The following is a 12,558-nucleotide window of genomic DNA, read 5'->3' as shown; positions in this document are numbered from 1 at the left end:
TTCACGTGAAACATGTTTCAGCCGACCCTCTTTGCCCGCATTTTGGCTCGACTCACACGCCATTTCATGTCACGTCCCAGTCATGAAAAGCGACAGGACTCCGGACATCAAGATTTGCGGGCTGAAAACGCCGGAAGCCGTCGAACGCGCGGTTCGGCGCGGGGCAACGCATATCGGTTTCATCTTCTTCGAGAAGAGCCCTCGCAACATCGAACCGGATATTGCCGGCAAACTGGCAGACGCCGTTCGCGGCAGCGTCAAGATCGTTGCCGTCACCGTCAATGCCGATAATGATGAGCTGGACGAGATCATCGATCTGCTGAAACCCGATATCCTTCAGCTCCATGGCAGCGAGAGCCCGGAGCGCGTGCTGAGCGTCAAGGCACTCTACGGCCTGCCGGTGATGAAGGCTTTTTCTATTCGTGACGCTGATGATCTCGCCAAGATCGATCCCTATATCGGGATTGCGGACAGTTTTCTTTTCGATGCCAAGGCGCCGGCGGGATCTGAACTGCCGGGAGGCAATGGCGTCTCCTTTGACTGGAGCGTTCTGCATTCTCTTGACGAAGGCGTAAATTACATGCTTTCCGGGGGGCTGAACGCCGATAACGTCGCTGAGGCTCTGGCAAAAACCGGGGCAGGTGGACTGGATGTATCCTCGGGTGTGGAAAGCGCGCCGGGTGTAAAGGATTTGGCCAGGATTGACGCATTTTTCGATGCGGTTCGATCGGCAAGGCTTTAGGGAGTTTGAAAGTGAACGAAACGCTGAAACCCAACTCGTTTCGCGCCGGTCCCGATGAGGACGGACGCTTCGGTATCTACGGAGGCCGCTTCGTTGCCGAGACGCTGATGCCTTTGATCCTCGACCTGCAGGCCGAGTGGGAAAAGGCCAAGGACGATCCGGAATTCAAGGCGGAGCTTGAACATCTCAACACTCACTATACCGGCCGTCCAAGCCCGATCTATTTCGCCGAGCGCCTGACGGCTGAACTCGGCGGCGCGAAGATCTATTTCAAGCGTGATGAGTTGAACCACACCGGTTCGCACAAGATCAACAACTGCCTTGGCCAGATCCTTCTCGCCAAACGCATGGGCAAGACCCGCATCATTGCCGAAACCGGTGCCGGTCAGCACGGTGTGGCATCCGCGACGGTAGCCGCACGCTTTGGCATTCCTTGCGTGGTTTACATGGGCGCGACCGATGTGGAGCGCCAGGCCCCCAACGTTTTCCGCATGAAGCTCCTTGGTGCCGAAGTGAAGCCGGTGACGGCAGGCCACGGCACGCTGAAGGATGCCATGAACGAGGCACTGCGTGACTGGGTCACCAATGTCGACGACACCTATTACATGATCGGCACGGCGGCTGGCCCGCACCCCTATCCGGAAATGGTGCGCGAGTTCCAGTCGGTTATCGGCAAGGAAGCGCGCGAGCAACTGTTGGCACTCGAAGGCCGTTTGCCGGATATGCTGGTCGCAGCCGTGGGTGGTGGCTCCAACGCCATCGGCCTGTTCCATCCGTTTCTGGATGATGCGAGTGTGAAGATCGTCGGCGTCGAAGCGGGCGGCAAGGGCCTGGATGGCGAAGAGCATTGCGCCTCGCTGACAGCCGGTTCGCCGGGCGTCCTGCATGGCAACCGCACCTACCTGCTTCAAGATAGTGACGGCCAGATCAAGGAAGGTCATTCCATCTCCGCCGGTCTCGATTATCCGGGAATTGGCCCTGAGCATTCCTGGCTGAAGGATGCCGGTCGCGTCGAATATGTGCCGATCATGGACAATGAAGCGCTCGACGCCTTCCAGATGCTGACGCGCACCGAAGGCATCATTCCAGCGCTTGAGCCGAGCCATGCGCTGGCCGAAGTCATCAAGCGCGCTCCGAAGATGAGCAAGGACGAAATCATTTTGATGAATCTCTGCGGTCGCGGCGACAAGGATATTTTCACGGTCGGTAAAATTCTGGGAATGGGACTCTGATATGACTGCACGTATGGACAAGCGCTTTGCCGATCTGCGTGCGCAAAATCGTCCGGCCCTCGTTACCTATTTCATGGGCGGCGATCCTGATTTCGAAACCTCGCTCGGCATCATGAAGGCACTGCCGGACGCCGGTGCCGATGTCATCGAGCTTGGCATGCCGTTCTCCGATCCGATGGCAGACGGCCCGGCAATCCAGATGGCCGGCCAGCGGGCACTGAAGGGTGGTCAGACGCTGGCAACCACGCTCGATCTTGCACGCGAATTCCGCAAGCAGGATGATGAAACGCCGATCGTGTTGATGGGCTACTACAATCCGATCTACATCTACGGCGTCGACAAGTTTCTGGACGACGCGCTCTCAGCCGGCATCGACGGACTGATCGTGGTCGATTTACCGCCGGAAATGGATGACGAATTGTGCATCCCGGCTGTTCAGAAGGACGTCAACTTCATCCGTCTGGCGACGCCGACAACCGATGAAAAGCGTCTCCCGACCGTTCTGCGAAACACGTCCGGCTTCGTCTATTACGTCTCAATGAACGGGATTACCGGTTCGGCCTTGCCCGATCCGTCGACGATTTCCGGTGCTGTCGAGCGGATCAAGGCGCATACCGATCTGCCCGTCTGCGTTGGGTTCGGCGTCAAGACGGCCGATCACGCAAAGGCAATCGGTGCGGTTGCCGATGGTGTCGTGGTCGGTTCGGCCATCGTCAACCAGATCGCGCTCAGCCTCACCAAGGATGGCAAGGCGACGAATGACACTGTGCCGGCGGTAACAACGCTGGTAAAGGGCCTCTCGACAGGCGTGCGCGCGTCGCGCGCATGACCTCGAGGCGATCTCAGATCGTGACCGACTTGAAATCGCCATGCTGATTTTGAATGTAAAGGAAGACGAGCGGAATTTGGTTGAAACCGCAGCGATGCGTCGCCATTCCGCTCAACTGCTGCCGAAGGATCATCGGTTCAGCGCGGACAGTCAGGAGTAAAGAACGTGAACTGGATTACCAATTACGTACGCCCGCGGATCAATTCCATGCTGGGCCGCCGGGATACCCCGGAAAATCTCTGGATCAAGTGCCCGGAAACCGGCGAAATGGTCTTCCACAAGGATCTGGAAGAAAACAAGTGGGTCATTCCCGCGTCCGGCTTCCATATGAAAATGCCTGCAAAAGCACGCCTTGCCGACCTGTTCGATGACGGCGCCTATGAAGCACTACCGCAGCCGAAAGTGGCGCAGGATCCGCTGAAGTTTCGCGATTCCAAAAAGTACTCCGATCGTCTGCGCGACAGCCGCACCAAAACCGAACAGGAAGACACGATCCTGGCGGGCGTCGGCAAGCTTCAGGGCCTGAAAATCGTCGCCGTCGTGCATGAGTTCCAGTTCATGGGCGGCTCGCTCGGCATTGCCGCAGGCGAGGCGATCGTCAAGGCTTTCGAGCGCGCCATCTCCGAGCGCTGCCCGCTCGTCATGTTCCCGGCCTCTGGCGGCGCGCGCATGCAGGAAGGTATCCTGTCGCTGATGCAGCTTCCGCGTACCACGGTTGCCGTCAACATGCTGAAAGAAGCAGGCATGCCCTATATCGTGGTTCTCACCAACCCGACCACGGGCGGTGTCACGGCGTCCTACGCCATGTTGGGCGATGTCCATATTGCCGAACCCGGCGCTGAAATCTGCTTTGCCGGCAAGCGCGTCATCGAACAGACGATCCGCGAAAAGCTTCCCGAGGGATTCCAGACGTCGGAATATCTCCTGGATCACGGCATGGTGGACATGGTCGTCGATCGCCACGCGATCCCGGATACGCTTGCCAACCTCCTGAAGATCATGACAAAGGCACCGGCCAGCACCTCCAAGGATATTCTGCCTATCGCTGCCACGGCCTGACGCATTCAAACACGCTCCGGAGGGGTGGATGACGGATATGACGAAGCCTGACATGAGCGAGGCGGAACGCATCATCGAAAGATTGATGCAGCTTCACCCCAAAGGCTTCGATCTGTCGCTCGACAGGATTACCCGCCTCCTCGAAAAGCTTGGCAATCCGCATAGGCGCCTGCCGCCCGTCATCCATGTGGCGGGTACCAATGGCAAAGGCTCTGTCACGGCCTTCAGCCGTGCGCTTCTGGAAGCCGCAGGCCTGGCCGTTCACGTCCACACTTCGCCCCATCTGGTGAACTGGAACGAGCGCTACCGTATCGGCGTCGCCGGCGCTCCCGGTCGACTGGTGGACGATGCCATGCTTGCCGATGCTCTGGCCCGAGTGGAAGCCGCCAATGACGGCCAGTATATCACCGTTTTCGAAATCCTGACCGCCGTCACCTTCGTGCTCTTTGCCGAACAGCCTGCCGATGTGGTCGTTCTGGAAGTGGGTCTTGGCGGTCGCTTCGACGCGACCAATGTCATTTCCAATCCGGCAGTCTCGGTCATCATGCCGATCTCGCTCGACCATCAGGCTTATCTCGGCGATCGCGTCGAACTGATCGCGGCGGAAAAGGCAGGCATCATGAAGACCGGCTCGCCGGTCGTCATCGGCTATCAGGAATACGACGCAGCACTCGATGTGCTGATCGCCACCGCTGAGCGTTTGAAATGCCCGACTGCCATCTATGGTCAGGATTTCTCCGCCCATGAAGAACATGGCCGCATGGTCTATCAGGACGAGTTCAGCCTGGTCGATGCGCCACTGCCGCGCCTTCCTGGCCGCCATCAGCTTGGCAATGCGGCGGCTGCCATTCGCGCCGTCAAGGCTGCCGGTTTCAGCGTCACCGATCGCATGATCGAAAAGGCCATGACATCGGTCGAGTGGCCGGGCCGCCTCCAACGCGTCACCCGCGGTCGCATCTTCGATCTCGCGCCGAAGGGCAGCGAAATCTGGATAGATGGTGGTCATAATCCAGGTGCTGGCGAGGTTATTGCTGAAGCCATGGCCGGTTTCGAGGAGAAGAGCGCTCGACCGCTGGTCCTCATTGCGGGCATGATCAACACCAAGGATCAGGTCGGCTACTTCAAGGCCTTCGCCGGTATTGCCGAATATGTCTTCACCGTACCGATCCACGGGTCGGATGCAGCGATCGACCCCGTCGTTCTGGCCCATGCCGTCTTCGACGCTGGCCTAACGGCAGCGCCGACAGCCTCCATCGAAGAAGCTTTGGAGGAATTGGCAAAGCGCCTCGACCCGGCGAAGCCCGCGCCGCGTATCCTGATAGGCGGATCGCTCTATCTCGCCGGGAATGCGTTGGCGCTGAATGGCACACCGCCACAATAATCGCGAAGGCATCACGCAACCGACGACCAAGAAAAAAGCCCGGCAGAACCGGGCTTTCTTTTAATCTTGCATTGGCAAACGATCAGGCGGCGCTGGAAATCCAGGCGGAGAGTGCGGTCTTGGGAGCGGCACCGACCTTGATATCGGCCACTTCGCCGCCCTTGAACATGGCGAGCGTCGGGATGGAGCGAACGCCGAACTGAGCAGCAAGCTCAGGGTTTTCGTCGATGTTCAGCTTTGCGACCTTCACCTTGCCAGAAAGTTCCGTAGCGATCTCTTCGAGGCTCGGGGCAATCATCTTGCACGGGCCGCACCACTCGGCCCAGAAGTCTACGACGACTGGCTCAGCGGATTCGAGAACTTCAGACTGGAAGTTGGAGGTATCGACTTTCACGGTAGCCATAATTGGCTCTCCTTTCAGTGAATCTGTTCGGCATTCATGTGATGCGGGGGATGGGCATTTTCAATGTCCGGTATCTCACTTTGTCGAGATTGCGGCAAGGGCTTGTGACAGCGCTTCGTCCCTGAGCGTCACGAAGGACGCGTTCTCCGTATAGACGAGCGCGCAGGTGAAAGTCTTGTCCGGGTAGAGCGGCTTCAGAATTTCACGATAGATCGCGAGCTGTGCGATATGGGCGAAGGGAATGGTGTTCTCATTGGCCGGCGGTATCCGGTTGGTCTTGTAATCCACCAGAATGACGCGTTCCCCGTCCACCGCCAAGCGGTCGATCCGGCCGGAAACGGCAAAATCCTGCCTGCCCAGGCGCAACGTTCCCATGATCGAAACCTCCGCTCGGCTATTGGCAGAGAAGGCAGACTGGATGGCCGGTTCGGAAAGAACAGCGAGCGTGGTGCTGATCAATCTCTCGCGTCCAAATTCCGGCCAGTAGCGGGCGGCACGCTCCGCATAGCGACGGGCGGCATCTTCCCGCTCGTGCTCGGGATAGTCCGGCAGCGTCTGCAGCATCCGGTGCACAAGACGTCCGCGTTGCAGTGCAAGGCCGGAAGCTATCTCCGGTTTGGTAAAGAGCGGGGAGGACACGACAAGGTCATCTGCCCCATTATCGATGATCGTTCCCGCGCCGGACGGGCTGAGGGGCCGGGGAAGGGCGGGTGCCGGTGGCAGTGGTTGCATCAGCGAGGCGGGAAATGCTTCTGGTGCAGCACTCGACGGGGTCTCGCTCTGGGGTATCGCTTTTGGCTCATGGGCATTCATCCGCCACAACAGACCGTCCCAGGCTTCGCCGCCTGCCTGGAACTGATGAGAGATGCATCGCGCTTCATCCGCGACAAGCGCCCGCTTGATCATCTGGTGCCAGCAATCCGGATTTTCCTTCGGCCCACGATAGCCGCAGACAATCAGATGGTCGGCAGCCCGCGTCATGGCCACATAGAGAAGGCGGCGATATTCCTGCTCTGCGGCGTCCTTCAAGCGGCCATCGTCCTGGTCGATCAACGCGTTATCGAAGTTCTTTCCCGGCAGCCAAACGGGGAATGCGGCATCCTTGGTTTCGACAAAGCGCAACCGCGGCACATGGCTTGGAATGAAGGCCTTCGAGCCGCCATCGACGAGAAACACCACGGGTGCCTCAAGACCCTTGGAGGCGTGAACCGTCATGATGCGGACTTCGCCGCGCTCCTTGTCCTGCTCGCGCTTGATCTCCGGGGCGTCCGTTTCCAGCACGGAGATGAAGGATTGCAGGCCGGGAAGGCCGGTCTTTTCGTGATCGAGCGCGAAGGACAAAAACTCATCCAGAACGTCGCTCGCTTCGTTGCCAAGGCGTGCAAGAAAGCGCTTGCGACCTTGATAGATGGTCATCACCGCCGCGTAGAAATCGTGAATCGTCGCGCTACGAGAGAGCGCGATCAGGGACGAGAGGGTTTCAAGCGTCTCGGCAAAGCGGCTGTCATCCTCTCCAGCGCGCTGCTGGAGATAGTCCCAGATGCTTGTCTTCTCCGGACGCTTGGCCGCTAGGTCGAAAATATCGTCTTCATCATGATTGAAGAGCGGGCTTTTGAGCAATGCCGAAAGCGACAGATCGTCCTGCGGCAAAAGCACGAAGCGGCCAAGTGCCAGCAGATCCTGAATGGCGATGTGGTCGGTCAGCCTCAAGCGGTCGGCACCGGCAACGGGAATGTTCTTTCGCTGCTTCAACTCGCGCGTCAACGCGTTGACGAAGGCATGGCGTTTGCGCACCAGCACCAGAATGTCGCCCGCCTCGATAAAGCGCTCGACACCCTTCTCGATCACCGTTTCCGTGCCGATCATCGCTGCGATGCGCGCCGCGATCCGGCGTGCGACGATGGCGGGCGGGGCACTTTCACGCAACGCATCGAAGGGTGCCGTCCAGTCTTCTTCATCGTCGACCGGCTCAGCGGCGATCATGTCCCACACCTCCACCGTCCCGGCTTGACTAAGGCGGTTGGAGCGATGCTCGACGGGTTCGTTGTCGGCGCTCAGGCCTGCGGCATTCTCGGGCAAAGAGAAGACCTGATCCACCGCAGCCAGCACATCCGCCGTGGAGCGGAAGGAAAGCGGCAGACGAACGGGATGGAAAATCTGCTGGACGGCAGTCACCCGCCGCGCCGTTTCCTCACGCTCCTGCGAAAACCGCTCCGGCCTTGCGCCTTGAAAGGAATAGATCGACTGCTTCTCGTCACCCACGGCAAACAGCGTGCGTTGACCAGCGCGTGCGGTCTCGCCATGGAAGAAATCTGCCGCCAGCGACTGGATGATCGACCACTGCACCGGGCTGGTATCCTGCGCCTCATCGACGAGAATATGGTCGATACCCTGGTCCAGCTTGTAATGCACCCAGGCGCCCGCCGTATCGCGGTTGAGAAGCGTGGCCGCGCGCTCGATCAGGTCCTCGAAATCAAGCTGGCTGCGCTGCTTCTTCAAGTCCTCGAAGTCGCCGATCAGCCGGTCTGCCAAGGTCAAGGCATGTCTGGTCGCCTCCAGCATGCGCAGCGTCCGATACCGGTCGCGGCAGGCAACCACGTGGGTGCGCGCCAGCGTCAGATCATCCAGGAGATTGGGTGCTGCCGTCTGCATCGCCTTGTTGATGACGTAGGCATCGGACTTCCGCTCACCCTTCTGGGTCAGCAACGCGCTTTCGAGAAAGGCGATTCGTTTGAACGGATCGCTTTCTCTTACCGCTTCCCGCAACGCGTAGGACACTTCGTGCGTCCGCGCCCCGCCCACCTCATCGGACAGCGTCAGATAGGTGTCGAGCGACAGGCCGGAGAGACCTGGGAGTGGCCAATAGGCGGCCGCTGCCGTCTCAAGTGTTTCATTGGCGCTGATGCGAGCGTGGCGTCGAAGCGCCGCGTCGATTCCACCGGTGCGGGAGGCGTCTTCGAGAAAGCCGCGCAGAGGATTGCGGTTGGCAACGATGGCGCTCAACAGCGCTTCCAGCCCGGTCTCATCAGCCAGATCAAGCACATAGGCAAGCGCCTGAGCCAGCGGCGTGTCCTGCTCGAGCGAAACGGCGGTCAGCAGGCTGCGGCGTGCTTCCGCCAGGAGACTGCTGGCGGCACGATCATCGAGAACCGAGAAGTGGCCGGCGACATTTGCTTCCAGCGGAAACTGGTGCAGCAGCGCTTCGCAGAAGGCATGGATCGTCTGGATTTTCAGCCCGCCCGGCGTTTCCAGCGCCTTGGCGAACAGACGGCGTGCCTCCTTCAGCTTGATCGCGTCCGGGATACGCCCTTCGATTGTTGCGATACGGTCTTTCAAGGCGGTGTCAGACAGCGTGGCCCAGTCCGCGAGGCGATCAAAGACGCGGCTCGACATTTCCGAGGCCGCAGCCTTGGTATAGGTCAGGCACAGAATGGCGGAGGGACGGCAACCGGCCAGCAACAGTCGGATTACCCGCTGCGTCAAGACATGCGTCTTGCCCGAACCCGCATTGGCCGACACCCATGCCGAGCTATTCGGATCGGAGGCGCGGGTCTGCTGGCGTGTCGTCCAGTCGATCCAGGCGCCTGGCTCGTCGCGCGCCGGGCCGTGATCTTGAGCCTGCTCGGCGGCGTATTCGAAAAGATCATTCGCCATCGCCATCTCCCGGTTCTGCGGTGGACCACTCGGAGACGCGCGCCAGATGGTCGTACTCGCCGCCATAGGATTGCTGTTCTTCCGGGATCAGCCGCGACACGAAGCCGTTCTTGCCCTCGCGCAACGCCTTGATGAACTTGGCCAGCTGGTCGATCGAGTCGGTCGCCAGCTCTGCCGCAATCTTGGGCACGTTTTTGGCGGTGGCCTTGGCGTTTTCGTTGTTCACAACATCGGTGCCGAAGCGCTCTCCGGGCCGCAGCCGCACATAGATCAGATCCTCCGGCGTCTGCGTCCCGGCATCGCGGAAAGCGCCGCGCATCAGGGCCGCCGCTTCCAGCGCCAGTTGCGGATCGAGCAGGGAGCGGGCCTGTTTCACAGTCGGGGAGAGCCCCGTCTTGTAATCGACGATATCCGCCTTGCCATTGGTCTTGATGTCGATCCTGTCGGCCACGCCGGTCAGCCGGATACCGGCCTCTGGAATTTCCTGCCCTGCGCGGGCTTCCACATAGGAGCGGCGCACCATGGGACGGCGATCTTTCTCCCAGGCAAGAAACTCGCGCGCCACCGCAACGAAGCGCGGTCGCCAGACGATATCGATATGTGCCGGCAGATTTTCTTCATCGAAACACGCATTCAGCACGCGCATCATCGCGTCTTCGGACGCCGGCGTGCCGGGAACGTGCTCCTCACGGGAGTAGAGTTCAATAATGCGGTGATAGAGCGTCCCGCGGTCGGCAGCGCCCGGATCGCGATTGAACTCGTCCAGCGGATCGAGCTTCAGGATGCGCCGCGCATAGATGGCATAGGGGTCACGGCGTAGCCGTCCGACTTCGCTGAACGAATAGCTCTTCGGCTGCAGATCGGCGGGCGGGGTTGGGGCAGGGCGTCGTGCTGGATCCTGTGTCTCGCTGTCATCCAGCATCATTGCCCAATGGCGGTAGGATTCGCCACGTCGCTTCAGCGCCTCTGCAAAATCTTCCCCGCCCAGCGCCAGCAGTCTTTGCAGCCAGCGCGAAGCCACGGCAGGCGTCGAACCCTGGCGCAGGGCGCGGCTGTAGATGATGTGACGCGTGCCGTTCGCCATCTCGAAATCATGCGCCAACTGCCCGATGCGGCGTTCCGGCGGCTCAAGCCCGATCGATGTCTTCATGCTGCGTGACAGGAAGGGGTTGTTGGCCGTTTGTCCCGGCCACACCCCTTCGTTCAAGCCACCGATAATGACGGTATCGACGCTCTGCAGACGTGCTTCCAATGCGCCGAAAATGAAGACGCGTGGGTCGCGCATTGCCCGTGGCTTGATCGATTCGCCCGCGATGAAGGCCGCGACGATATCGATCCATTGCGGACCATCCGCCTCCAGCGCGCTGCCGCATTCCATCAGCTCGGCAAAAAGACTGGACAGCTTTTCACCCGCCTCACCGGACCAGAGGCTCGCCAGATCGCCCGCATCATCCAGACACATCGCTTCGATGACGCGGCCGGAACGCTCCGCCCATTCCGCCAGCGTCAGGCGGGAGGTCAGGCGACCGCGGAGTGGATCGCGGTGGACGAAGGCCTGTTCCAGCGGCTCGATCGCCGCTTTGATCCGTCTCGCCAGATCTTCGGCCGCGAGCGGAGCATCATCGGAAAGCGCCGTGCGCCAATGCGGTGGATAGCGGTCCTCTGCATGAAGTGTCATCTGATGCGCCAGAAGCGCATCGAGGTTGCCAAGTGTCGTTTCCTCGCGCCCGCCGCGCAACGCCAGAAGCTCAAGCGCTGCAACAGCTGTCCTCATCTGCAACTCGCTCAAGCCAAAGCGGCAAAGAGGATGCTTCAACAGCGAAATGACCGCGACCGGATCGCCAGGGCGCAGGATCGCTTCCAGCGCCAACTGCAAAAGACCTGCCTGCGGCGTCGCAGACAGCGGCGTCCCTGCGGAATCGTCCGCCTCGATGCCGAAGCGGGAAAGCTCCGTCGCCACCCGGCGGCCAAGTCCGCGATCCGGCGTGATGAGGGCTGCCTGCGATGGGCCATTCTGACCGGGCTTTTCAAGCGCCAGCCTGAGCGCGATGGCGATTGCGGTTGCCTCCTCGCGCTCATTGGCCGCCTCTATCATCGAGGCGGCGGAAAAAGCGCCTTCGAAAAAGGCCGGGGACTTGTCCGAGCGCCACTCATTCCATTCCGCGGTCGCCTGAACAGGCGCAAGTGCGGTGGAAAAAATCGCGGCCCTGTCCTGCAGATCGCGATCAAGGTCACCGATCCGCTCTACATCGTGACGCAAGACGCCGAGCTTCTGCAACAGGGTGAACAGCCCGTATTGCGAATGCGTCCGGCTTGCCGCGTCAGCCGGTGCCTCATTGATCGCCTGCCACTGATCTTCCGGCATGTCGAGGTCGAGACCGGGAAGCACGACGGTGCCGTGCGGGAGAGACGCCACGGCAGCAATCAGATCGGCGGCAGCCGGAATGGAGCCGGTGGAGCCAGCAACGATGATCGGATCCGTGCTCGCGATCTTCGTCAGCCGGTCGGCCTCTGCGCGAAGGATGGCATTGCGGTGGCGCCCGGCGGAAGACCGGTTGAGTTCGGCAAGGCGGGCGGGCCAATAAATACTGGCAATCTCCAGAAACTTCGCGGTCAGCTGCCACCACTGCGCATGATCGGCCGTATCCAGTTCGGAGAGCGCCTCCCAATCCTTGTCTTCCGTATCCATCGCATCGATGACTTCGGAGAGGGCACGCGCAAGCCAGATCGCATCCGCCGGGCTGGCGGGTGCCACAAGCGGCGAATCGGAATGGATGGCGCGGATCGCGTCCGGCAAACTGTTTCGCCAGGCAAGGATCAGCCGTGCCAGTTCCACCAATCGGGCCGTGCTGGAAATCGGTGGAGCAAGATCGATGGTGGCCGGCGTCTCGATATCGAAATAGCCGCTATCGTCATCCGTTTCGCCAAGCGGGCGGATAATCGGGAGAATGGCAGAACGCCCGCCCAGAAGGTCAACGAATTCGGAGCGCAGAACGCGAGCCGAACGGCGCGTGGGTACATAGATCGTCACGCGGGCAAGCGACAGCGGATCGGCAGGGTCGTACGAGAAGCCGCTCGCGAGCGTCCCGGCACAGAGGCTTTGCGCCAGTGTCTTTAGAAAGGGTGTTCCCGGCGCAATGGTCAGGATGCGTTTGGCATGCGCCAATGGTTCGACCTTCTCAAGGATGACATCATCTGCCCAAAAACCGGAATCGATTTTAGGAAAGCACGATGCGTCTATTCAAAGCGATAGAGCGT

At 60.4% G+C, this 12,558-nt stretch carries 8 protein-coding genes; 5 read left to right on the top strand and 3 right to left on the bottom strand.

Annotated features, from left to right (window positions below):
• Positions 1–82: 82 nt before the first annotated feature.
• The 5 genes from EYC79_RS14520 to EYC79_RS14500 all read left to right on the top strand — a co-directional run bounded on the left by EYC79_RS14520 (position 83) and on the right by EYC79_RS14500 (position 5,243).
• Positions 83–742, top strand: coding sequence for a phosphoribosylanthranilate isomerase (locus EYC79_RS14520; protein WP_130978437.1), 660 nt, complete (start codon positions 83–85; stop codon positions 740–742).
• 11 nt (positions 743–753) lie between these two features.
• Positions 754–1,974 (top strand): tryptophan synthase subunit beta, encoded by a 1,221-nt coding sequence (gene trpB, locus EYC79_RS14515; RefSeq protein WP_130978436.1) that lies wholly within the window; start codon positions 754–756, stop codon positions 1,972–1,974.
• A 1-nt stretch (position 1,975) separates the two neighbouring features.
• Positions 1,976–2,803, top strand: coding sequence for a tryptophan synthase subunit alpha (gene trpA / locus EYC79_RS14510; RefSeq protein ID WP_062597490.1), 828 nt, complete (start codon positions 1,976–1,978; stop codon positions 2,801–2,803).
• A gap of 165 nt (positions 2,804–2,968) precedes the next feature.
• Positions 2,969–3,862: an acetyl-CoA carboxylase, carboxyltransferase subunit beta gene (accD, locus tag EYC79_RS14505; protein WP_130978435.1), complete on the top strand. Its 894-nt coding sequence runs from the start codon at positions 2,969–2,971 to the stop codon at positions 3,860–3,862.
• 37 nt (positions 3,863–3,899) lie between these two features.
• Entirely contained in the window at positions 3,900–5,243 is a 1,344-nt protein-coding gene (locus EYC79_RS14500) for a bifunctional folylpolyglutamate synthase/dihydrofolate synthase (RefSeq protein ID WP_130978602.1), read from the top strand.
• 82 nt (positions 5,244–5,325) lie between these two features.
• On the opposite strand, the gene trxA is transcribed toward EYC79_RS14500, so the two are convergent.
• From trxA to addB, 3 genes are all read right to left on the bottom strand, one after another.
• Positions 5,326–5,646: a thioredoxin gene (gene trxA / locus EYC79_RS14495; protein WP_062424674.1), complete on the bottom strand. Its 321-nt coding sequence runs from the start codon at positions 5,644–5,646 to the stop codon at positions 5,326–5,328.
• Positions 5,647–5,721: 75 nt separating this feature from the next.
• Positions 5,722–9,300 carry a double-strand break repair helicase AddA gene (addA, locus tag EYC79_RS14490; RefSeq protein WP_130978434.1) on the bottom strand — a complete coding sequence of 1,193 codons (3,579 nt, stop codon included), beginning with the start codon at positions 9,298–9,300 and terminating at the stop codon, positions 5,722–5,724.
• Complete coding sequence (gene addB / locus EYC79_RS14485) at positions 9,290–12,466, bottom strand: double-strand break repair protein AddB (protein ID WP_130978433.1); 3,177 nt, start codon at positions 12,464–12,466, stop codon at positions 9,290–9,292. The genes addA and addB overlap by 11 nt, the downstream gene beginning before the upstream one ends.
• Positions 12,467–12,558: the final 92 nt, after the last annotated feature.

The organism is Agrobacterium cavarae (assembly GCF_004310285.1).
In the GTDB taxonomy this organism is placed as follows: domain Bacteria; phylum Pseudomonadota; class Alphaproteobacteria; order Rhizobiales; family Rhizobiaceae; genus Agrobacterium; species Agrobacterium cavarae.
The sequence above is the reverse complement of the archived record's forward strand: the minus strand, read 5'-3'. Positions and strand labels throughout refer to the sequence as shown.